This window comes from Aquirhabdus parva (genome assembly GCF_003351745.1).
Classification (GTDB): domain Bacteria; phylum Pseudomonadota; class Gammaproteobacteria; order Pseudomonadales; family Moraxellaceae; genus Aquirhabdus; species Aquirhabdus parva.
In genome coordinates this window covers 2,950,672-2,974,893 of sequence record NZ_CP031222.1, presented here as the reverse complement: position 1 = coordinate 2,974,893, position 24,222 = coordinate 2,950,672, and the positions used below count along the sequence as shown (strand labels likewise).

16 protein-coding genes are annotated in these 24,222 nt (G+C 49.5%); 9 read left to right on the top strand and 7 right to left on the bottom strand.

From position 1 onward, the window contains the following. The first annotated feature begins 556 nt into the window (after nt 1–556). The 4 genes from HYN46_RS13345 to mscL all read left to right on the top strand — a co-directional run bounded on the left by HYN46_RS13345 (nt 557) and on the right by mscL (nt 5,947). Nucleotides 557–1,714, top strand: a complete 1,158-nt coding sequence (locus HYN46_RS13345; protein WP_114899838.1) for an OmpA family protein — start codon at nt 557–559, stop codon at nt 1,712–1,714. Nucleotides 1,715–2,105: 391 nt separating this feature from the next. After that, a complete protein-coding gene (locus tag HYN46_RS13340; RefSeq protein WP_114899837.1) occupies nt 2,106–3,197 on the top strand; it encodes an OmpA family protein in 1,092 nt (363 codons plus the stop codon). A 248-nt stretch (nt 3,198–3,445) separates the two neighbouring features. Beyond that, nucleotides 3,446–5,284, top strand: a complete 1,839-nt coding sequence (gene typA, locus HYN46_RS13335) for a translational GTPase TypA (RefSeq protein ID WP_114899836.1) — start codon at nt 3,446–3,448, stop codon at nt 5,282–5,284. Between the two features lie 228 nt (nt 5,285–5,512). Continuing rightward, nucleotides 5,513–5,947: a large conductance mechanosensitive channel protein MscL gene (mscL, locus tag HYN46_RS13330; protein WP_114899835.1), complete on the top strand. Its 435-nt coding sequence runs from the start codon at nt 5,513–5,515 to the stop codon at nt 5,945–5,947. 121 nt (nt 5,948–6,068) lie between these two features. On the opposite strand, the gene HYN46_RS13325 is transcribed toward mscL, so the two are convergent. The 6 genes from HYN46_RS13325 to HYN46_RS13300 all read right to left on the bottom strand — a co-directional run bounded on the left by HYN46_RS13325 (nt 6,069) and on the right by HYN46_RS13300 (nt 11,617). Next, nucleotides 6,069–6,419, bottom strand: a complete 351-nt coding sequence (locus HYN46_RS13325) for a hypothetical protein (protein WP_114900770.1) — start codon at nt 6,417–6,419, stop codon at nt 6,069–6,071. Nucleotides 6,420–6,531: 112 nt separating this feature from the next. Beyond that, on the bottom strand, nt 6,532–7,377 hold the full coding sequence (mutM, locus tag HYN46_RS13320) for a bifunctional DNA-formamidopyrimidine glycosylase/DNA-(apurinic or apyrimidinic site) lyase (RefSeq protein ID WP_114899834.1): 846 nt from the start codon (nt 7,375–7,377) through the stop codon (nt 6,532–6,534). 37 nt (nt 7,378–7,414) lie between these two features. Further along, nucleotides 7,415–9,031 (bottom strand): ABC1 kinase family protein, encoded by a 1,617-nt coding sequence (locus tag HYN46_RS13315; RefSeq protein WP_114899833.1) that lies wholly within the window; start codon nt 9,029–9,031, stop codon nt 7,415–7,417. Nucleotides 9,032–9,137: 106 nt separating this feature from the next. Then, nucleotides 9,138–9,824: a ubiquinone biosynthesis accessory factor UbiJ gene (locus HYN46_RS13310; RefSeq protein ID WP_114899832.1), complete on the bottom strand. Its 687-nt coding sequence runs from the start codon at nt 9,822–9,824 to the stop codon at nt 9,138–9,140. 57 nt (nt 9,825–9,881) lie between these two features. Continuing rightward, nucleotides 9,882–10,802, bottom strand: coding sequence for a bifunctional demethylmenaquinone methyltransferase/2-methoxy-6-polyprenyl-1,4-benzoquinol methylase UbiE (gene ubiE, locus HYN46_RS13305; RefSeq protein WP_114899831.1), 921 nt, complete (start codon nt 10,800–10,802; stop codon nt 9,882–9,884). Between the two features lie 101 nt (nt 10,803–10,903). Continuing rightward, a complete protein-coding gene (locus tag HYN46_RS13300) occupies nt 10,904–11,617 on the bottom strand; it encodes an FFLEELY motif protein (protein WP_114899830.1) in 714 nt (237 codons plus the stop codon). 180 nt (nt 11,618–11,797) lie between these two features. On the opposite strand from HYN46_RS13300, the gene HYN46_RS13295 reads away from it, so the two are divergent. Next, a complete protein-coding gene (locus HYN46_RS13295) occupies nt 11,798–13,405 on the top strand; it encodes a phosphate--AMP phosphotransferase (protein ID WP_114899829.1) in 1,608 nt (535 codons plus the stop codon). Between the two features lie 248 nt (nt 13,406–13,653). Then, nucleotides 13,654–13,935: a hypothetical protein gene (locus HYN46_RS13290; RefSeq protein WP_162818202.1), complete on the top strand. Its 282-nt coding sequence runs from the start codon at nt 13,654–13,656 to the stop codon at nt 13,933–13,935. 84 nt (nt 13,936–14,019) lie between these two features. Here HYN46_RS13290 and HYN46_RS13285 read toward each other — a convergent pair whose 3' ends face one another. Then, on the bottom strand, nt 14,020–14,547 hold the full coding sequence (locus HYN46_RS13285) for a hypothetical protein (RefSeq protein ID WP_114899827.1): 528 nt from the start codon (nt 14,545–14,547) through the stop codon (nt 14,020–14,022). A 235-nt stretch (nt 14,548–14,782) separates the two neighbouring features. Between HYN46_RS13285 and HYN46_RS13280 the strand changes: the two genes are divergently transcribed. From HYN46_RS13280 to recD, 3 genes are read left to right on the top strand one after another with little or no spacing between them, the layout of a single operon-like run. After that, on the top strand, nt 14,783–18,379 hold the full coding sequence (locus tag HYN46_RS13280) for an exodeoxyribonuclease V subunit gamma (RefSeq protein WP_114899826.1): 3,597 nt from the start codon (nt 14,783–14,785) through the stop codon (nt 18,377–18,379). Continuing rightward, nucleotides 18,376–22,146 (top strand): UvrD-helicase domain-containing protein, encoded by a 3,771-nt coding sequence (locus HYN46_RS13275; protein ID WP_114899825.1) that lies wholly within the window; start codon nt 18,376–18,378, stop codon nt 22,144–22,146. Before HYN46_RS13280 ends, HYN46_RS13275 begins: the two co-directional genes overlap by 4 nt. After that, nucleotides 22,143–23,876, top strand: a complete 1,734-nt coding sequence (gene recD, locus HYN46_RS13270; protein ID WP_114899824.1) for an exodeoxyribonuclease V subunit alpha — start codon at nt 22,143–22,145, stop codon at nt 23,874–23,876. The genes HYN46_RS13275 and recD overlap by 4 nt, the downstream gene beginning before the upstream one ends. Nucleotides 23,877–24,222 lie beyond the last annotated feature (346 nt).

Sequence of the window (24,222 nt, the reverse complement as noted above, 5' to 3'; positions counted from 1 at the left end):
GCGTGTATTGGTTTTATGAAAATATGGGCTTAATTTTAATATAAGTTTATGTTTTTATTGATTATAATTATTCGTTGAGTGCGGTATTTGAGGGTTTTGGTGTTCTTGGGTGCACTGATATGGAACGTTGATGCTTGACTGGGTTTGGGGTGATGTTGAATTAAATAAAATCGTTTTTTATTAATGGTTTATTTGCATATTTTGTCCGTAAGTTGATGGATGTGACTGAGCTTTTGTTTTTTTTGATGCGCTCAAATTCGGCCGCGGCTTTTCTGGTGCAGATGGATTGTTATACAATATCCCTAGGATATGAAAGAAATTACTTGCAGTCCTATGGAATTGGATGTTTACTAAACATCAACAGATGCGAGCGCTAGGTTCGTTAACAATTGAAACAAGATGTAACGCTCGCTTCGTGTGAAACATCGTGATAATGTGTGAATCAGTTTACAGAATAATATTGTAATTTGAGTGGTTGATGTATATTCGACCTGATTTTCTGAAGTGTGGCACCGGTCGATTTAATTACTGTTCTAATATCCTTTTGGAGGAATTTATGAAACTAAATCGAATTGCGCTAGCTGTTTTAATAACGGCTCCGCTATCAGTTGCTGTTCATGCGGATTCTACTGATCCTGTGGATCCAGTAACCAATTCTTTCCCAGGTCTTTTTGGCAAGACAACAGGTTTGGGCCTGAGTGTCACACCACTAGGTGGTTGGTCCGGTGTAATGGACCATACTGAAACGACCAAACATTTAAAACAATCTGGCAGTCAAGCACAGTTCCCAACGTATGGGCATGCTTTAAACCCGTACGATGATGTTGTATACGGCGTAGCACTGGGTTATGAACTGACTCCATCTTTCAGTACTGAGTTTAACTACTTAGAAAAGCAAGGTGACGGTGCGGTTCATTACACCAAGAGTGATGGCGGCGTGATTCAACCGGGCAAGGTGGATGTGCGTACGCGTTCTTATGAGTTGAATGGCTTGCTAAATAGCGATTTCATTACTCATGATTACGACGGCAAATTCAAACCTTATGCCTTGATTGGTACGGGTTACCAGAATTTAACGTCCAATGATAAAGGCTTCCGTATCCATGATACGGGTGTGATTATCAACGCAGGTCTGGGTGCGTTCTACCGCCTGAATGATACTTTCGCACTGCGTGGTGAAGGTCGTGCAATCAGTGAACCTTCTCATGGTACATGGGACTGGAAAGCACTGGCTGGTTTACAAATCACACTGGGCGGTCACAAACGTCCTTATGTAGAGCCACCACCACCTGCTCCAGCACCAGCGCCAGCTCCAGTGGTTGTTCCACCACCTGCACCACAAGAGCTGACCGAAGACTTGAAACTTGAATTGCGCGTGTTCTTCGACACCAACAAATCAATCATCAAGAAACAGTATCAACCAGAAATCGCAAAAGTTGCAGACAAGCTGAAAGAATTCAGCAATGCATCTGCTGAGATCAAAGGTTATACCGACAGCACTGGTTCACGTAAACTGAACGATCGCTTGTCACAAGCACGTGCTGAAGCAGTAAAAGGATCATTGGTTAAAGACTACGGTATTGACGGTGGTCGTTTAACTGCGAAGGGTTATTCATGGGATGATCCGGTTGCATCGAACAAAACTAAAGAAGGCCGTGCACTCAACCGTCGTGTGGTTGCAGTGATCACAGGTAGCCGTACAGTTACGAAGTAATTCGTATCTGACGTTACTTAAAGGTTTTCCTCAGGCATCTGGTCCATTCCAATGGACCAGATGCTTAGTTTTGTAGGTTGAAATAGTTTTTTTTGAGTTAAGTTTTTTTTTCAATTGGTTCTAGATACTGCGGTTTAAAGCTAGAAATATTTGAATAAAAAAATTTTTGCAATAGTTACGTGCAGCGGTTTGTTGTTGATAACAAAAAATTTGCTCAATTTTAATTGAAACAAGATGTAACACTCGCTTCAATTCAAACATCGTGCTATTGTGTGCGCTACAAGCAAGAAAGTATTTTTTCATCCTAAATACTTGAGCGATTCTCGACCAAATTCTAAAAGTGTAGCACTGGTCGATTTCAAACTGTTCTTACGTCCCTTTGGAGGAATTTATGAAGTTAAATCGAGTTGCGTTGGCTGTTCTATTAGCGGCCCCGCTATCAGTAGCTGTTCATGCTGAAACCACAGGTCTTGGCCTGACTGTAACCCCAATGGTTGGTTGGCAAGGTTTTGATAGTTCAGCTCCTGACACTATCAAACAACCAGGCAGCCAAGTTGGCAAATACGCGCCTTACGGCGAAGGTTTCAAGCCTTACGGTGATGTACTTGGCGCGATCGCGATCGGTTACGAGTTGACTCCATCACTCAGCATCGAAGCTCAGTATAACGAAACCCGTAACCAAGGTTCTGTTCACGTTCCAGGTGGCACCATCAATGGTGAACACGACGGCCGTGTACGTTCAATCGAAGGTAACTTCTTGTTGAACAGCGACTTCATCACTCATGATTACGATGGCAAATTCAAGCCATACATCCTGATCGGTGCGGGTCATCAAGAACTGAACGTTAACGATAAAGGCTTCCACGTTAAGAGCCAAGACACCATTGCTAACTTGGGTCTCGGTGCGTTCTATCGCATCAACGACGCATTGGCACTTCGTGTTGAAGGCCGTGGCGTAGAAAATACTGACCATAGCTTGCTCGACTGGAAAGCATTCACTGGTTTGCAAATCACTTTGGGCGGTCACAAGCGTCCATACGTAGCTCCAGCACCAGTTGAAGTGCCACCACCAGCACCAGTACCAGTTGTTGTTCCAGCGCCAGCACCACAAGTGTTGACCGAAGACTTGAAACTTGAATTGCGCGTGTTCTTTGACACCAACAAATCAATCATCAAGAAACAGTATCAACCAGAAATCGCAAAAGTTGCAGACAAGCTGAAAGAATTCAGCAATGCATCTGCTGAGATCAAAGGTTATACCGACAGCACTGGTTCACGTAAACTGAACGACCGCTTGTCACAAGCACGTGCTGAATCTGTTAAATCTTCACTGGTTAAAGATTACGGTATCGATGCTGGTCGTTTGACTGCAAAAGGCTACTCATGGGATGAGCCAGTTGCATCAAACAAAACCAAAGAAGGCCGTGCTCTGAACCGCCGTGTGGTTGCAGTGATCACTGGTAGCCGTACCGTTACTAAGTAATTCGTTACTTGGTGAGGCGTCACAGCTACACCCAAGCGTACTCAATGGGCTGATTCTTGGATCGGTTCATTGAGTGTTTGGTAAAAAAACAGCTACCCATTGGGTGGCTGTTTTTTGTTTTTAGAGTTTTTTTTACGCTTGTTACCATATAATTTGATTAAATCGCATACAGTTTGAACCGCTAGTCATCAAACGGTCTTATTTTCCTGTATAATGCCGCGTCATTTTTATTTATTCGCGGCTTTTTCATGTCAGAGTTACTGCACCTTCGCAATATCGCCATCATCGCTCACGTTGACCATGGCAAAACAACACTTGTTGATAAACTACTTCAACAATCAGGAACTTTCGGTGACCGTGCTGCTGAAGTTGAGCGCGTAATGGACTCTAACGCCCTTGAAAAAGAGCGCGGCATTACCATTTTGGCGAAGAACACCGCCATTCGTTGGACCGATAAGAAAACCGGTCAACTTTACGATATTAATATCGTGGATACCCCAGGACACGCCGACTTCGGTGGTGAAGTAGAGCGCGTGCTGTCAATGGTTGACTGCGTATGTCTCTTGGTTGATGCAGTTGATGGCCCAATGCCACAGACTCGCTTCGTGACTATGAAAGCGTTCGCACAGGGTCTAAAGCCAATCGTTGTGATCAACAAAGTTGACCGTCCAGGCGCGCGTCCGGATTGGGTCGTTGATCAAGTATTTGACTTGTTTGATAACTTGGGCGCAACTGAAGAACAGCTCGATTTCCCAATCGTTTATGCATCTGCGTTGAACGGGATCGCAGGTCTGTCACCTGATGATTTGGCTGACGACATGACCCCACTGTTTGAAACTATTGTTTCAAAAGTTGCTCCACCTGATGTGGATCCAGATGGTCCGTTCCAAATGCAAATTTCCAGCCTTGATTACTCCAGCTACTTGGGTGTTATCGGGATCGGTCGTATTCAACGTGGTGCGGTAAAAACCAATACCCAAGTTGTGATCGTTGATAAAGAAGGCAACAAGCGTAACGGTCGCGTGCTGAAGATCATGGGTTACCACGGTCTGGATCGTATTGATGTCGACAGCGCACGCGCTGGTGATATCGTCTGTGTAACCGGTATGGAAGGCTTGAACATCTCTGATACGTTGTGTGACCCACAAAACGTCGAAGCGTTGCCACCACTGACCGTGGATGAGCCAACCGTGAGCATGCAGTTCCAAGTCAACAACTCACCATTCGCAGGTAAAGAAGGTAAGTATGTGACCTCACGTGCGATTCGTGATCGTTTGGATCGTGAATTGATTCACAACGTGGCACTGCGTGTTGAGGATACAGATTCTCCAGACCGTTTCAAAGTATCCGGTCGTGGTGAACTTCATCTGTCTGTTCTGATCGAAAACATGCGCCGTGAAGGCTTCGAGTTGGGTGTAGCCCGTCCTGAAGTAATCATGAAAGAAATCGATGGCGTGAAGTGCGAGCCATACGAAAATGTCATGTTTGATGTTGAAGATCAACATCAAGGTGGCGTCATGGAACAAATGGGTCTGCGTCGCGGCGAAATGACCAATATGGAAGTAGACGGTAAAGGTCGTACCCGCATCGAGGCAACTGTGCCTTCACGTGGTTTGATCGGTTTCCGCTCAGAGTTCCTGACCATGACTTCTGGTACTGGCATCATGACCTCGAGCTTCTCGCATTACGGCCCGGCACAAACCGGTTCAGTCGCGAAACGCCAAAACGGTGTGCTCGTGTCGATGGTACAAGGTACTGTACTCGGTTATGCGCTGTTTACCCTGCAAGAACGTGGTCGCTTGTTTGCGTATCCACAGCTTGAAGTGTACGAAGGCATGATCATCGGGATCAACTCACGTAGCGACGACATGGCGGTTAACCCAACCAAAGCCAAACAGCTGACCAACGTGCGTGCAAGTGGTACTGATGAAGCGATTGCGCTGGTTCCACCAATCCGTCATACCCTTGAACAAGCACTTGAGTTCATTGAAGATGATGAGCTAGTTGAAGTCACACCGAAGTCAATTCGTCTGCGTAAGCGCTTCCTGACCGAAAGCGAGCGTAAACGTAATAGCCGTGGCAATTAATTAACCCACGCATAAAAAAAACCGTTCGCATTTGCGAGCGGTTTTTTTTATGTCTAAAAATAGACCGTTTGTGCTCTTTTCTTGATGTCATACATGAAGATACTCGAATTTTTCAAAAAAAAAGTGTATACAGTGACTCATAGATTGGCAGTCAAGCAATCTGAAAGATGTCAAAATTGATAACTGTTTAACATTTTTGTTCTAATAACTGTCTTTGGAGTCTCCCTCATGAGTATCGTACAAGAATTTAAGGACTTTGCCGTTAAAGGCAATATGGTTGACCTCGCGGTGGGTGTGATCATCGGTGCGGCTTTTGGTAAAATCATCGATTCTGTGGTTAATGACCTCATCATGCCGATCATTTCTTTTATCGTTGGTGGCAAGATTGATTTCTCCAAGCTCTTTCTGGTTTTGGGTGATAATCCGCAACACCTCACTACACTCGACGCGCTGAAAAAAGCTGATGTTGCCGTACTGGCTTACGGTAACTTCATCACCATTCTGATCAACTTCTTCCTACTGGCATTGGTTGTATTCTTCATGGTCAAAGCAGTGAACAAAGTCCGTAAGGCGGAAGCTGCTGCACCAGCCCCTGCACCAGCCCCTGCAGAAGATGTGACCTTGCTGCGTGAGATCCGTGACGAACTGCGTCGCCGTCCATAATTGCATTAACGATGAACATAAAAAAACGACCCCAAGGGTCGTTTTTTTATGCAGTTCTAAAGCATGAATAACTATTACAACAGTCTAACGATAGACCGAATAAATCGCTTAACGCAAAGTCTTATTGCGCATCATCATGCAGTTCATGAGCCGTAGTATTTTCATTGTCTTGACCGGTGGTGCAGCCGAGGCAGCGATAAAAGGTCAGACGGGCAGGGTCGCCCACAAGTGTCTTGGCACTTTCTTTGACATTGCCGCCGAGCAAGCTAAACGGCAAGGTTGCCACGAATAAGCCGACACCAATCACCGTTGCTGCCAAGCCCACAGGACGAACCAAGCCTGCATCCAGACCCATGGCATACACGGTCGGACGGCTGCTTGTGGTATCGTCTTCGACGATATCGGTTGCGGAGGCGGGAAGAGATACGGTCATCATTGTGACTAAAAGCATGGAAGCAATTGCACGTTTCATTATTTGTCCCTGTAATAAAACCATTTTGTTGTACTCCTGTGTCATTACTGTGACTGTAACGCGCCTCAGGCAGTCGTGCAAGTGCTTAAGCCTCGTGAATGAGGGTAATTTTTTAATCAATAGAGGCGACTGTGCCAAGCGGTTGACACTTTGGACAATAGCTACTCGCACGCTGTCCAATTTTGACTGTTTCGATCAGTGTATGACATTGATGACAAGGCTGTTTTGCCCGGCCATAGACATCCAGCGTTTGCTGAAAGTAGCCATTTTCGCCCATGCCATTGACGTAGTCACGCAAGGTTGAACCGCCCAATGCAATCGCTGCAGTAAGAATACGTTTAATCTCACTGGTGAGTGAGATTACTTCGTCTTTAGATAGGCTTTTAGCTGGCCGCAGGGGGTGGATATGGGTGTGAAACAAGGCTTCGGTCGCGTAGATATTGCCTACACCCACCACCAAATGGTTATCCATGATCGCGGCTTTGATCGCAAGATTCTTATTTTTCAGTTTATCGAACAGGTAGTCCGCATTGAAGTCGTCGGTCAGCGGTTCGGGGGCCAATTTTGCTAACAGGGATTGTGAGTCCTGATCCAGCCACATCACTGCGCCAAAGCGACGTGGATCGTGGTAGCGCAGTTGCGTGTGTTCAAAGCTGATCAGCACATGGTCATGCTTGCGCAGCAGTTGTTCTGCGGGTACCAGCATCAAACTGCCAGACATGCCGAGGTGCAGTAGTAAGCTATTCCCAGCTTGATCAGTCTGTAGATGCTTAAAATGCGCCAAGATATATTTGGCGCGTCGCTCCAGACTCACCAGCGTTTGACCTTGCAGAAGGCCTAGATCACTCGGCACAGGCCAGCGCATGCTGGGCTGCCTGACTTCAATTGCAGTCACGCGTTGACCAATCAGCGGTTTAAGGCTGGTCTTGGTGGTTTCGACTTCTGGCAGTTCAGGCATGAGAGGGCGTTCTATCAGAGGGTGTTGTCGCGCGTGCTTAGATCAGCACACGCCACAAAACCAGAAAAAAGGCGACGACAATCAGAATGCTGGCAATCGGCCATGGCGCGTTACTGGCTATCGCGATCAGCGCAATAAAACCACTACCAGCCAACCAGTCGCGACGGCGGGTCTGAACGATGTCCATGCGCAATTGCTGTAGTTCACGCCATTGACGGTCTTGCCAAGCCCCTTGCTGACGCATGCCATGCAGACTGTCGATGAGCAGCGCGGGCAGATCAGTTGCACCCATTAACAGGTCTGGGATTTGCTGACCAAAATCGCGCACTGCTTTGACCGGGTTCATGCGATGACTAACCCATTCGGTGAGGATGGGCTTTGCCAGTTTCCAGATGTCCAGTTGAGGGTACAAATCGCGTCCCAAGCCTTCGACATGCACCAGTGTTTTGATCAGCAGCATGAGCTGCGGAGGAATATCTAAACGATAGCGTCTGGCGATGTCCATAACTTGCATCAGAATACCGGCAAAGTCGAGCTGATCCATGGGCTTTGAGATCATCGGGCTGACCACACGGCGCATGTCCCGCGTCAGGGCATTTTGATCAGTGCCTTGCGGAATCCAGCCGGCTTGATGCACGATCTGAATAAGCTGTGAGAAATTACTTTGAATTACGGCGAGCAGCATGCGTGCGATGGTCAGGCGGTCATTATCGGACAGTTCGCCGACAATCGCGCAGTCGAGTGCAATAAAGCGCGGTTCAGCAGGATTGATGGTCTCGACAAAGACATTGCCTGGGTGCATGTCAGCGTGGAAGAAGTTGTCGCGGAAGACCTGAGTAAAGAAAATGGTTAGACCTTTCTCGGCGAGCCTAGCGCGATCCATGCCGAGTCGCTCAAAAGTCGCAAGGTCCGAAACGGGAGCCCCGACGATGCGCTCCGCGATCATGATGTCGCGCGTACTGCGATAGACTTCAGGGACATACATCATGCTGGAGCCTAAGAAGTTATGGCGCATCTGCATGGTGTTCGCCGCTTCCTGATCCAGATCGAGCTCGTTTAGGATCACTTGGCGATAATCATCAATCACTTTGCTGAGGTGCAGTGCGCGTGCGGCTTCGACGCGCACTTCGAGCCAATGACCGATCCACGCCAGAATCTCAAAATCCTGAATAATCTGCGGGCGTATATTGGGGCGCACAATCTTGACGATGACTTCACGACCATCATGAAATGCCGCGGTATGCACTTGAGCAATGGATGCTGCAGCCAGTGGCATAGGATCGAAACGGGCAAACAAGGTTTCAAGAGTTGCACCCAGAGAGCTTTCTACTCGAGCTTTGGCCTCTGCATAAGGAAAGGGCGTGACGCGATCTTGCAACTCAGTCAATTGGTCTAGCAATGCGGGTGGAATCAGATCACGACGGGTAGACAACAGTTGTCCCAGCTTGATAAACAACACCCCCATGTCTTGTAAGGCATTTTTTAGACGCAGTGGGTCTTGGGTATGGTTATTCCATGCTGCGGGATGCAGGCGAATCGCTGTCATTGCAGGACGGGCTTTATCGGGAATCTGTTCGGGCGGAATCAGGGTGTCAAGGCGATAGTGAGCAGCGATGCGCCAAAGTTCAAGTAAGCGTTTGCGATGAGGAATCATAAGGTGTCTAGATCCAAAAGGGTATTCGCTAAGAAGCGCGTACTGAAGGCTAATATTATCTCGTTTTTAGGCATGATTGGTGTGGTCATCAATTCTGTCATCACCATCATTGCTGACTCTGCTGGGCTTGCAGCCGTGCGACACGAGCCTGCAACCGCTCCACATCGCTTTGCATATCTTGTAGCCCTTCGGTGAATTGTTCATTCTGCCATTTTGCTGGAAACAGTTGACTGTCGTCTTTGACCCATTCTTCACTGTTGGCTAAGAAGGTTTTGCTTGCTTGCAGGACTGCATGCTTACCCTGCTGGAGGAACTGACCGATCTGCTGGGCAGGCATATCGCCGATGAGCGGGGCGAGCTTACCCGCCACATCGGGTTCGGCTTGCGCCATGATCTTTTGCAGAGATTGCAGCAGCGACATATCACCTTGGATAGGAATATTCCCCGTACTACCAGCCTCTGCACCCAAGAGCTTCGCCAAGGCAATCAAATGTGGCACATGCAGCGTGGTAGTCGCTTTGACTGGTGCCAGTGCCTTGTCATAAGGGCGTTGTTCAAAGACGGAGTAAACCGGTTTTTCAGGTTGCCCCAATGCTGTTGGTGACAGGTGGACCCGGCCTTGATCAAACAGCACATCTACCGACAAGCTTGGCGCATCAATCACCACCCGCAGTAGCTTGGTCGAGGGCACTGTGCCTGCGAGTTGGTCAAAGCCGAGGCGCGTTGCGGCATCGAGGTCGATCCAATCATTGAACAGACGCTCAAAGGCTGCAAGAGCAAGCGTTGCGATCATGCCATGTACTCCGTGTTGAATCTCAAAGGGCCGATGTCCTTGTTATCGGGTTCTCTACTATTTAAAGCCGCGATGCAGGGCAACGATACCACCGGTCAGGTTGTGGTAGTCACAGTTTTTAAATCCGGTGCTTTCCATCATCTGTTTGAGGGTGCGCTGATCGGGGTGCATGCGGATTGATTCAGCCAGATAGCGATAGCTCTCGGCATCATTGGTAATCAGTTTGCCCAAGAAAGGCAGTGCCGTGAAGGAGTACAAGTCATAGACCTTGGACAATGGTTCAAACACAGGCTTCGAAAACTCAAGGACTAGCAAGCGACCACCCGGTTTCAATACACGATACATCGAGCGCAGTGCCGCATCTTTATCGGTCACGTTGCGCAGACCAAAACTGATGGTCAACAGATCAAAGCTCTCATCCGCAAATGGCTCTAGCGTCTCAGCATTGGCAAGGACAAAGTCTACATTGCTACAGCCGGCATCCAGCAGGCGATCGCGACCCACGTTTAACATGGATTCGTTGATGTCTGAAAGTACCACGCGACCTGACGAACCCACTTCACGGCTAAATACTTTCGCTAAATCACCTGTACCGCCGGCGATGTCCAGCACATGCTGACCACGGCGCACACCGGACAGGGTAATGGCGAAACGTTTCCATAGGCGATGAATGCCCATCGACATCAGATCGTTCATCAGGTCATATTTGGCAGCGACCGAATGAAACACCTCAGCAACCTTGGCTTGCTTCTCTGCGGTCGGTACGGTTTTGTAGCCGAAGTGGGTGGTTTCACCGATATTGCTGGTGGGGGCCGCCGTAGTTGCTGGAGTCGCTTGTGTGGATGCCCCTTGTGGCAAGCTGCTTTGTTGACCTTGTGGTGTCCCCGTCGGCAACGCGCCTGTATGGAAAGGGCTTGTACCCGTCGCTTGAGGTGCAACTGCGGTTTGGGCTTCTACTTCTGGTTTTGAGTCAGTCATCTTCTATCTTCCATACTGTCTAAGTGGCGCTGTGGACGGTCCGTTATGGATGATCCGTTAGTGTAATGGGTTGATGCCTTGATCTGCATCAACATTGGATCTTAGCGTTCAAAAGGATTGGGTGTCCCCGCATGAACACGTTCAATCACTTGTCGTTCTTGCTGAGTAAAGACACCCACAAATTCTTCCGCTGATTTTAGCGGTTTCATTGCCGCAAATCCTTCGTCCAAAAAAGCATACATCGGTTCAAAATCATGGCGTTTTGCTGCGCCCTTTGCCATTTTAAAAGCGCTTTGCAGCACGAAGGAGCGCACATATTTATCGAGACTGTATCCCAGTTTATCCAGTAGATCCAACTGATGTAGGCGAGCTTCGACTTGATTGGCTTTATGGTAGAGCGCAATCACTGCATCATCATCCAATTCAAGCGCGGTATTATCTAAAGGATCTTGCAACAAAAGCTCTGCAAGTTGTTGATCTAGCTCAATGGCTAGTACTGCCAGTTCGATACCATCACATCCGGTACGAATGGTACTTGCGGGCACCAGTTTTTCAAACTTTTGTGCTTTGGCAATCACGCGTTCAAATTGATTGGCCAAGATTGCAAAATCTGGGCCTGCATAGAGACGGGTCAAAAAATATTGTGTCATCAGTTGATGTGCAGGAACAGCAAACAACGCTCTATGCGTATGTTCCATACGTTTCTTTTGCCAATTTTGTACAGCTAATAGTCGTGCGGCAAGTTGTGGATTATGATGGAACTCAAGGGCATGGTAACGTAACAGCAACGCTTGCATCGGAGCAAAACTAGACATAGTTATTTATTCAAATCAGATGAGTTATAAATGGGTTCAAAAGAGACCTAAGCATACTCTAAAACCATGACAGTGATGAGTCGTGCGGGCTGGATGTTGAACAATTGGCGTGCAGTTTTAGCGAAAACAGGGTTAAAAGACAATATATTCTTCGTAAGTCGATTGAGGGAAGTGACAAACATGGGCAAATCCACAGTGGAAAGTACAGCACAAAAGACTTTAGATACAAGCCTGGACCAAGCCGTCGTGCAAGAGGATGTGGTGACTGAACCCTTAGATGTGGCGCATGAAGTTGCCAGCATTCAGGCAGTGCCTCATGTGGGGCAGCATACCCCAGATAGTCTCAGGCTGGCTCTGATTGAAGCCCAGTATGCCCTGCGCGATACCCGTGATAAACCGCGTGGTCGTGGAGTGGTCATTCTCATGAGCGGTATTGAGCTGGCAGGCAAGGGTGAGGCATTAACCCAACTGCGTGCATGGGCTGATCCGCGTTTATTTAAAGTTCATGCACGCATGCCCGTGACCCCCCATTCTCCCGTATGGATCAAAGATGCTGCCTTACTGCCAGAAAAAGGCGAGGCGGTGATCCTGTTTGGCAATTGGTACGGTGATTTGCTTAAAGCCCATATGGCATATAAACAAGAGAAAAAATCAGACAAAAAGAAGAAGGATAAAGACAGTAAAGACAGCGATGACTCACAGAAAATGACAGGTGCGCGCTTTCAACGTGAACTTGAGCATCTGCATGCCTTTGAACAAGACTTACGTGCACAAGGCATTACGGTCTGCAAATGCTGGTTTGACCTGTCTTGGGATGGGCTGCAAAAGCGTCTGGATGAGGTGGATAAAAGCGAAGAGCGCTGGTTAAACCTGCATGGTTTAGATTGGCGTGATAAAGAGCAATATGATCAGTTGCAAGTGCTTCGCACCGAGTTGGGTTCGGATTGGATCAATATTGATTGTAGCGATGCCAGCGAGCGTAATCTGAAGTTTGGCCATATCGTGCTCGATGCTCTGAAAACTCCACGTCTACCCAGCCCTACAGCCGCACGCCGCTGGCAGTTGGCAGAGATCCCTGCACCATTGCTCTTGCCGGATAGCAGCGTGATGGAAAAGGAAACGTATAAGGCGCGTTTAAAGGATGCGCAAAAGAAATTTGCTTCATTAATCCGCGGACGCGGTGATCGTCCCATCGTACTGGTTTTTGAAGGTATGGATGCGGCTGGCAAGGGCGGCGCAATTACTCGCGTAGTTGAATCGCTGGATCCCCGTGAATATCAAGTCTTCCCCATTGCTGCTCCTGAGCCCCATGAGCTGCGTCATCCTTATCTCTGGCGCTTTTGGTCGCGCCTACCCGAAAAGTTCAATGGTCATGTGGGGATGACGATCTTTGATCGCTCTTGGTATGGGAGAGTCTTGGTTGAGCGCATTGAAGGTCTTGTCAAAGCGGGTGAGTGGCAAAGTGCTTATGCAGAGATCAACCGCTTCGAGCGTGATCTGACATCAGGAGGGGTGATCGTACTGAAGTTCTGGCTGGCAATCAGTAATGACGAGCAGGCTCGGCGTTTTACCTCTCGTCAGCAGACACCACATAAGCGCTTTAAGATCACCATGGATGATTGGCGTAACCGTAAACGTTGGGATGATTATCTACAGTCAGCGGCCGATATGTTTGAGCACACCAATACCGCCGAGGCGCCTTGGGTCATTATTGCATCGGATGACAAGTTAACAGCCCGTTTAGCGGTGCTGGAGTCCCTCAATCGACGTCTGGAGTCGGTGCTTTAACAGAAAGTGAGGACTATAAGGAGACTTTGAAAAACAAGGATGTAGTGGATTGATGGTGGATATTTTTTAGCCGAATAGTTCTGGATTCGGCTGAATATATTTAGTTACAAAATAGAGGTGGTTTTACCAAATGGTTTGCATTATTGGTGTGACTTAGTTCACGCTTTTATGTATTATTGTAAACAAGTAAGAGAGTTATGTGTTCTTTGTAAAGGATTATAATAAACATATTAAAATCATGATTTTAGGTGATGATTGTATCTGCCAGAACAGGTGCCATGATGAAAAAAATATTTTTCCTGCAATACATGATGATTGGTTTGTTCGTAGTGACCTTTGGTCTTTGTCTTGAAAAGCTGGTTTATTTCAGTCCATCGATCAAATGGATGATCTATTTAGGCGGTGGTGTGCTAATTATCTTGGCGTTCACCTTGCTGGATCATCTCTACCGTTCAGCGCTCAGTCCACGCTCTGAAGAGTCTCTGTCTCGTGAAATGATGGACATCGAGATGCAACAAAAGACGCACTGAGTGTAGTCTTAGAGACGACGTTGACACTGCGCTCTTCATCATAAAAAAGGCGTGATATCCATCACGCCTTAAAATACGTCTGACTTATTTGGTCTTTTTTGTCCGGCCTGCCACCACTTTCTCGCTTTGTTTGTTCTGCAAGCCTTTGGCGAGGTCGTAGCATTCGTTGATGTGATCTGTTGCGATTTTCTTCATGACATAATAGCCCATCGTTGCGGCCACAATTTGCCCACCGAGCGGGATAAACTTAATCACTTGTTTAGACAGTATACGGGTCGCCATGCCTTGAATGGACATGCGTACCACGCCGCGAGTGGCGACCAAACCCGCAAACTCAAGTCCACGAGCTCTCATCTCGTTCCAATGTACTTCACGAGTTTCTAAATCAAAAGCGGGCATCCGCTCTGCAGCCAGACCAAACATCACATTGATTTCAGGGATCAATTGAGTGAGCAAGCCAGCGTCAACCATCACATCCAAAAACGGCACGGGTACTGCCGACACACCCGCCGAAATATAGGCGCGCTTTTTCACCATGGCCTTGGCTTCGCGACGGACTTGGTCGAGGTCAAGGCTGGGGTCGATTTGACCGGGTAATTTATCGAGTTTCATACGTATCCCTTTTCCTTGTTATATGGGTCTGAGCTTATCTATCACATGGATCTGTGAGATGGCTGGTGTGAACAAATCGAAAATATTGATCATTCAGGCATCATACCCAAAACATAATAGTGAATCGAGAGTGAAAACATGTTTAGATGTCGAATCTCTGTGTGGCAATTGTCAGCGATCCATTGAGTCAACTGCAGAAAAAGCGATGTTTTGTAAAGGAATTTGAGCGTTATCTATGCTAAGAATAGTGCAAAGCCAGCGGATTGAGCGTCTTTTTGAAGAGATGCTGAGCTTCTTTGCCGATCATCCACTTGGGGTGTTCGAGTCGAGGCAAATCCTGATTCCGTCGCATGGGGTCGGGGTGTGGTTAAAGCTTTACTTGGCCAATCAGCATGGCATCGCTGCCCAAGTCTCGACCGATTTTATCGGTGCGTTTCAGTGGGAACTCTATGGACGTCTAGCGGAACGCGATCCCAATGACCTATCGCAAAAAATCCAGCAGCAAGCGCCACTGTCCGGCAGCATCATGCGCTGGAAAATCTTTGCCTATATCTGGCAGGTTTACCTAAGTACCTTTACAAGTGGTGGTAGCCAAAGCATTGATCCCGCCGCACGGACGGCACTCAGTTTTTTACTCCAAAAACTGATGACTCACCAAGTACATCGGAGTAGCACCGATCAGCAGGCGCGTAATGACGCCGAGGTGAAAAGCAAAATCTGGGTGCTGTCAGCACAGATCGCACAAGTTTTTGCTGGTTATGTGACCTATCGACCTGAGTGGTTACGGATCTGGGGGCGCGGTGGATTGCTGCGTCTATCTGGTGAGGACAAACCGGACTGGCTGGTTGAACGTTATGCCGAAATGCAGACGTGGCAAGCATGGCTATGGAAGACCCTGTTTGCCGAAACCTTTGAACGGCGAGAAGCCGAAGTTCAGCAGTTCTGGACCACCCTGCAAAAAGATCCTACGCAGGCGAAAAAATTACCCAAAAGCTTGACCATTTTTACCGTGATTCAACTGCCGCCGGCCGAGCTGATGTTTATCCGCCAGCTAGCTCAGTATGTGGATGTGACCTTACTGCACTATAACCCCTCGCAAGAATACTGGGCGGATCTGGTCGATAGCCGCTGGCTTAAACGTCGCCAGAGTGAGCGTGCACTGGATGCCCAAGGTCGCGAGACGCATCCACTGCTGACCCGGATGGGCAAGCAAGCGCGGGAAGTCTTTAAACTGTTGGTCAATTTGTCGGGTGGTGAGTTTACCGAGCAGGTGCAAGAGGTCTGGAAAGACGCCTTCGTTGAATCGACAAGCCTTAATCAACCCACTGTTTTACAGCAGATTCAGCAGCACGCCTTGGATCTGTCCAATGTCAAAGATTGGGACTTTGATCCACAGGACCAGTCACTCGCGATCCATGCCTGCCATTCCGCATTGCGCCAGCTTGAGGTGCTGCGTGAGGAGATTATCCAGTGGCTTGGGGCCGATGTTGCTAAAAGTGCTTCGCGTTTGCCTTCCGATATTCTGGTCTTGGTTCCGGATCTTAATGATGTCGCCCCGTTGATTCGCGCGGTGTTCAGCAGCCCTAGCACGCGTACGTTTGAGAGCGATGCCGAGATCAGTGTGCCGATTGAGATCACAGGGCTTGCGGCTCCTGAGGTTGAAGCCTTGTGGCAAGCCTTTGCGGGTCGTTTTATGTTGCTGGCAGGGCGTCTATCTTGTGAGACCTTGCTGGATTGGTTAGCACTCACGCCGGTTCAGCAGAGTTATAACTTAAGCGTGCCGCAAGTGACGCGGATCGGTGAGCTATTGGTTGAGGCGGGTTTTCGGCGTGGTTTCGATGGCGCGCACCTGGCGCAGACTTTAAGTGCAGCCGATGTGGATGTGCGTTTCACCTTGCGCTTTGCGCTGGATCGTTTGATTCTGGGCATGGCGATGCCTGTGGCTATGCTTTATGCCGACACCTTGCCCATGACGACGCTCATGCGTGATGACTTTGAGTTGATCGCGGTGATGGAGCAGTTGTATCAGGACTTAAACCAACATCGCGGCGAACTGACGACGCAGCGTAGTATTGCAGAGTGGTTGTCGATTCTGCGCGCGGATCTCCAGCAGGCCTTTAGTGCGGAGCGCGATACCCGCGGTTGGGCAAGCCTCATGCAAGCGCTAGATGATATGGATAAAAACACTCAGGCCGCACTCATCCACGCAGGCTCAGAGGATGGGTTTGTTGGACTGCCATTGCGCTTTGTTCTTGAAGAGCTGCAAGCCGCCCTGACCGCCAGTATGCAGAGCTCCACGCCGACAGGTCGCGTGACCTTTGCCCGTCTCGGCACCATGCGTCCGCTACCGTATCGCGTCATCGCGGTGCTCAATCTGGATACTGGGAAATTCCCCAAACGTGAACAAAAGAATACCTTTGATTTGATCGGCGCATTCCCATCAGTTCTGGGTGATCGTTCACGTACCGAAGATGATCTTGGTGCATTTCTGGATGCTTTGTTGCTCGCATCGGATGCCTGCTGGCTGTTTTACAATGGACAAGACGTGCAGGATGATCAACCGCGCCTGCCTGCGGCACCCGTGCAAGAGCTGATGGATTTTCTACGTGATCATTTAAGTCCGATGCCGAGTTCCAGCGACCCTGAACAACGGGTATCTCCACTAGATCAGTTCATTCATCAACGACATACCCTGCTGCCGTTTGAACAAGCCAACTTTGACCCGCGTCAGCCTTTGGGTGCACGCGGTGTCTGGTTTGAAGTCGCGCAGCAATTAAATCAACAGACGTTGCAATCTGATCCGTTGGTCTGGGCGGATCTGTCCACGAACAAAGTACAGGATGCAGACGCTGAAATCGGCATGATCAATGCCAATCAATTGATTAAAGACTTGACCCAGCCAGCGCGTTATTTCATGGCAGCGGCGCGGATCGGACGGATTTATCTGGAGGAGGGCTTATCCGGCTATGAGCCACTGACCCTCAATAAACTCGATGAGTATCAACTGCGCCATCAGTTTCAACTTGCCAAGCAGAGTGCACAGCCTTTGCAAGCCACGCAGTGGTCTGCGGCACTGCCGATCGGTGCGGCAGGCAAGGCGTATTGGCAAAAAGGTGAGCGAGAGCAAGTCAGCATTGAACAGCGTTTGCAGCTCTACGGCGGCTTTGTGAACCCATTGACCGAGCGTTTGCTTAAAGTCGCACTCCCTGAAACAGATATTTTGCGGCATTCAGAGCGGGCAGAGGTGCAACTTTCGATTCGTGTACCGACCGATCAGCAGGCGTCCATGTGGCTCAGCCAGTCAGCCAGTAGTGGGCGCGGTAAGCATTTACTGCGCTTCTGGATTGAGCATTTGCTGTGGCAAGTATGGCGCAAGACCACCGCGCAAGAGGTCGAGCAAGGGATTGGACAGCGCATCGGAGTGTATAGCGCGCAGACGTTGATTGCCCAGCCAATGGCGATGGAGGATGCGTTGAAGCATTTACAAGATTGGCTGTATGTCTGGCAACTCGCTGCAAAGCGGCCTTTTGTACTGCCGCCAGCGCTGGTCGTGGATGCGTTCAAGATCGATAAAAAGACTGGTGAGGTGAAGATCACCGCACTCGACGAGCTGCTGCAAAAGTGGCTGACTGCCGATGATTTCAATGCCTTTGTTCCACCGCAGCAAAATGAAGACTGTGCTCTACATCCCGACTGGCAGTTAATCCTCCAAGGACAAGACCCCGCACAAGCCTTTATGCGTGATTTTGAGCGCTATGCGGAAGTGCTATATGCGCCGCTCGTAGAGCAGATCAGTATTGCGGATGAAGAGATCGGGGGCGCCAGCAAATGACGACACCAGCTTTAAGTCTGAATTTATATGGTATGCACCTGATCGAGGCCTCGGCAGGTACTGGCAAGACTTGGGCACTGTCCGCACTGATCGTGCGCCTGCTGGTTGAGCGCAAGCTGCAAACCCGCCAGATCGTCGCCACGACCTTTACCCGTGCCGCTGCTGCTGAACTACAAGATCGGATTCGTCAACGAATTCAGGAGGTCTGGGCGCTACTCAATGAATCGATCACTCATCCTGAGCGGGCTGTTCAGCGTGCGAGTGACAACAAGGATGTGCTGGGGTTGTATTTGCTGGATAAGCTCACGGTCACCGAAAAACAAGCCGCGTCGAACCAATTACGATTGTCGTTAGAAACCTTTGATGAGTTGTTTATCAACACGCTAGATAGCTTCTGCCAGAAGATTCTGCGCGAGTTTTCTTTTGACGTCGGGCAGGGCGAGCCACGCGAGATCAGTGAACAAGATCAACAGTTGATCCAGCAGTTGATCCATGATGCCCTACGCGAATGGCGCAGCCAACAAGACCCGCGTCTGATCGAGATGCTCGTGCTGAGCGGTGCGATCACTGACGTTGCGGATCATGAGCGGGTTGTGCAGACGGTCATGAACTTTCTGAGTGCTCAGATTGCCCCTGTAGCGGATTTTCAGTTTGATTATCCTGCACTTGAACATTTTCAAAGCCAGCTTCAGGCCGAGGATTGGACGGGGTGGCTAGAAACATGGGCTAGGGCCAAACCTTATTTTTGGGGTGGGCGCATTTTTGCCAATTTTCATGAGTCTTTCCCAGCGCTGATTGACTGGATAAGTCAGGCCAGTCTGGAAGATGTCCTCACCATGGCAGACAGCCGTCCCGAGATGAAGTTACTGAGCCTGTTTGAACAGCAAAAATTCAATACCAACTTCAATAAGTCAGGCAATGAGCTACCGTGGATTCAGGACTTACTGAATAGCCCACAAACGCAACTGGTCACAGACTTTGCATTATTGCGCCGTCGATTGCTAAACAGCTTAAAACAGGCCAAAGCGCACTTGCATCACCACATTGTGCTGCATGTTCGTGAGCAGTTTCCGCAATTGCTTGCAGAGCATCGTGAAACGACCTTTGCCGAGCAAATGCATATGCTGGCACAAGCGCTGGAGGGGGAGTCGGGGCAGGCACTCGCACAGCAAATTCGTCATCGCTATCCGGTCGCGCTGGTCGATGAATTTCAGGATACCAATAGCGATCAGGATCGCGTGGTTGAGCGGGTTTACCGTCAGTTCATCCAGAGCGAGATTCAGCAGAATCGTTTTAAGATTGATGATCCTGATGCGCCGTGTCTGATACTGGTTGGGGATCCCAAGCAAGCGATTTATGGCTTTCGCGGGGGTGATATCCATACTTACCTTTCTGCCAAGAAACAGGTCAGTGATGCAGGTCATGTCCATGCGCTGGATCAGAATCAGCGTTCAGTTGCCCCTCTGGTGGATGCGGTCAATGCCTTCCTGAGTCACAACGACACTTTAGGTGATGGTGTCGATTACCCTGAAGTGACCCCAGCTCCGCGTGATCATGCGCCACTGGTTGATCAGGGTATTGAAAATCCTACGCCGTTGCGTCTGGTGCAGTTGACTGAGGACAGTGATGAACTCTCCCAGACCGCATGGCGGATTATGCAGTTGCTGCAAGCCAGTGATCAGGGGCAGCTTCAGATCAAGGGTAAACCCGTGTTACCGCAAGACATCGCTGTACTGGCATCCAGCCATCGTGATCTCAATACTGTTGAACAATACCTACAAGCCGCGAATGTTCCCGTTTGGCGTCAGTCCAAAACCAGCGTGTTTTTAAGCCCGTTAACCTACGATCTCGCCGCAATCATGCAATTGATGCTGTCACCCTATCGCGAAGATTATTTCCGCCGTGCACTGTCGGGGCTCATGATTGGCAAGACACTGACAGAGTTGGACGCGCTTGAACAACAGGCGATGGATTTTGCTGAGCAGCAAGCCGCCTTTGCCATTGATGCACAGGTCTGGGCCAAGTCGGGATTTCTGGCTGCATGGCAGCGTATCGCCGGGCGCTACCAGATTTGGCAGCGTTTAGCGCGGGATCAAGGCGGTGTCTCGGGCGTGAGCGGCGAGCGGCATTTAGTGAATTTACGTCATTTGATTGAACTGCTACATCGGCAGAGTGAGCGACGCGTGGGGGCGCATCATTTGCTGGCATGGCTGCTGCGTCAAGTCGCCAAACCCAGCGAGCGCGGCGATGAAGTCGAGCGTGCACTGCCGAGTCAGAGCGGTGTCCAGATGATGACTATTCATGGCTCAAAGGGGCTGGAGTTCCCCATCGTGTTTGCCGTGGGCATCAAAGACAAGGCCTTGGCAACACGGACTAAACAGCCCGAGGTGGTATTTTATCTTGAAGATGAACAGCGCACTTTAGGCTTTGATAGTCAAAATGAAGATATCCTTGATCAGCATGCAGAGCGCGAAGTAGGCGAGGAGCGCCGTTTGCTCTATGTTGCACTGACCCGTGCCAAGTATCGCCAGTATCTGTTCTTAAAGGCACAAAAGACCAATTCCAAAGGTCAAACATCACTGCCGTCCTTTTCGCATTGGTTCCCGCAAGGCGTGGCTGATTTTGTAGCCCAGCATAGCAGGCTGGTGCAAATTGAAGCTCCACTTCCGGAATCTGCTGATTGGCGCTATCAACCGCCCAAGATTCAGCATAGCGAACTGGCGACACGACATATTGCCCATCGCCACTTTAAAGCATGGGGTATGACCAGCTTTAGCGCGCTGGTACGCGATGTCGAGCCGGTCAAGTTAGAAGTGATGCTGTCGAATGATCTGGTGGCGCCTGAGTATGCCGATGATGAGTTAGAGGGCGAATACTTTGTGGAAAGTCGTTTGTCTACACCTGCCGCTTCTGTGCCGCTCACCGCAAAGCAACTCAAGCAAGAGCAAGCCAAACAAGCGCTTGAATTGCAAATGAAACAAGGTTCGCTATTGCTGCCCTCTCTCGATTTTGAAGAGGACATCCCATCTGACGATGTGCGCTTTCGTTTCCAGCGCGGTGCCAATGGCGGCAACTGCCTGCATAAGATTCTGGAGTATCTCGACCCGCGCTATGATGACAATGCGCGCAGCAAATGGACCGATACCTTCACCAAGCAAATGCAGAGTCATGCCATCCCCGATGTAGACCCTGAGTCGATGGTGCCGTGGTTCCGCGATATCGTGGATGCGCCATTGCCCGATGGGGCGAAGCTGTCGAACTTAAAATTCAATGCCCGCGTGCGTGAGCTGGAGTTCCATCTCTCGCTCAAAGATGAACGCATTGATGGCGATGCCCTCGTCAAACGTCTGCATGAGAGCGGCATCCAAGTCCCGCAGATTCACAAGACTCAAGCCATTCGCTACCTCAAAGGTTTTATCGATCTGGTCTACGAGCATCAAGGGCAGTTCTATGTTGCTGACTATAAGAGTAATTATCTAGGTGATGGACTACAGTACTACACCGATCAGGCCATGAAAGATAGCATGACTCATTCCGGCTATTGGCTACAAGCCGCCTTGTATCTGGTTGCGTTGCATCGTTATCTTAAAGTGCGTTTGCCCGGGTATGACATAACCAAACATTTAGGCGGGGCCTGCTATATGTATTTACGCGGCATGCAGGCCAAATCAGATCAAACAGGGATCGTCTATTGGCGTCCAGATCCACAGTTGGTACTAGACTTAGATGCGATCTTAGGTCAAGCGCAGATTCGGAGTGGCGTATGAGTGATAGGATTCTTTTAAAGACGCCTCAACAGGACACCCAAGATGAAGTCCCCGCATGGTCACAGGTCTTGGCGCAGAATCTGTTAGGCAAATTTCCTGAGACTCAAGCGCATACCCGAGAAACCCTTGCGGGGTATATCGTGCAGCTTGGAACTGCACTTGAGCTGGGTGATACTTGCCTTAAACAAACGACCAATCATTTAAACCCTGAAGAGGCGGAGTGGCTCAGACATCCCCTCGTGGCAAGCGGCGAACATGCCTTAACTCAGCCTGCACCGCTGGTTGTTGAACAGGCGGACGCAGAGTCGCGCTATGTCTATTTTTATCGCCACTGGCATCAGGAGTGGAAGCTTGCTGAGCGCTTGGCAGCTTTACTCAATCCAGCGACTGCACCAGCCGCAGTTGCTGTGGATCTAAGTCAAGAAACATCCCTAAAAGACTTACAGCGCCAAGCGATTGAGCTGGCCGCGCGTCACCCCTTCACCCTGATCACTGGCGGACCCGGCACAGGCAAAACCTATACGCTGGCGCGTATTGTCAAAGCCTTACAACAAGCGGCGCCTCAACTCCGCGTTGCATTGGCCGCGCCGACTGGTAAAGCCGCGCAGCGGATGCAGAGCGTCCTGTCGAATGAGTTTAAGCAGGCGGGGGTGAGTGGTGCCCAGATCCAAACTGCGCAAACTATCCATCGCTTGCTCGGTTTAGGTGGGCGTAGTACGCCGCGTTATCACCGCAGCGAGCCGTTGCCATTTGATCTGATCGTCATTGACGAAGGTTCGATGCTGGATCTGGCACTGGCAAGCCTGCTCTTTGATGCCATTGCAGTCGGTACTCGCGTGATTATTTTGGGCGATGCCAATCAATTGGCCGCCGTGGATGCAGGCGCGGTACTGGCTGATCTGGATGCAGTGCCGGCTCTTGCCCCCTATCGTGTGGCGCTGCAAGAGAGTAGCCGCTTTAAAGCTGATGAAGGGATTGGTTTATTGGCCGCAGGGGTGTTGAATCAGCAGGAAGATGCGGTTCTTAAGGCACTGACCACCAGTGCGCAGGTGCAATATATTAATCTGGCCAAAACCCCAAATAGCGCCGTGTTTCATCAACTCTGGCAGGGATTTCAGCCTTATTTTGAGGTACTGCTTAAGCTGAAAGGGGCGAGCCATCCCTTGACGGAAGACCAAGTAAAAGCCCTGTTTTTAGCCTTTGATCAGTTTCGAGTGCTCTGTGCCCAACGTGCAGGCGATCTCGGTGCCCATGCAATTAATCGTTCTATCGGTGAAGCCTTGCAGCAGGCGCTGGGCCACAGTCTGATTAAGCGTGAGGGCTGGTATAGCGGTCGTCCTGCCATGATGACCCGCAATGACTACGGTCTACGCATCTCCAATGGCGATATCGGTGTTTGTCTGGTCGATCAGACGGGGCGGGAGTGGGTATATTTTCCTGATCGTCCTGCTCCGATCGCCGCCACACGTTTACCACCGGAGCAGATCGAAACCGCTTTTGCATTGACCATCCACAAGTCACAGGGCTCAGAGTTCCGTCAGGTGGCGATGGTTTTGGATGACAGTGCGGAGGAGATGCTCACTCGGGAGCTCATTTATACCGCGATTACGCGGGCGAAAGAGGGTGTACAGGTCTGGTCAAAGCAAGCGCTGCTATTGCAAGCAATTCATAAAAAAAGTAATCGGATCAGTGGATTAATGAATCAGATTGCCAGAAAGATTGCAGGGTAGTGTCGGCGTTATATGTTCTTGTAGTCTTTGGCTTACATGAGGTGACGTGAATTGCTCTATGTTGTCAGACCGCTTTTCGTAATAATAGCTGCACGGCACAGGGATGTCGGCATGGATTGCCAAAAGGAAGGACTGCCGTAGGACGTAAACGTAAGTGGTTCATGATGAACTACAAACGGTATGGAAGCAATTGACAGGATGTTAACATGTGGAACCCGCGCTATCAGGATGATACTAGTGCGGGTTTTTTATTGCGCGTTTGAAAAGTTTTGGCAGTTCAGATTTAATCAATCTCAAAATCTCAAAATCTCAAAATCTCAAAATCTCAAAATCTCAAAATCTCAAA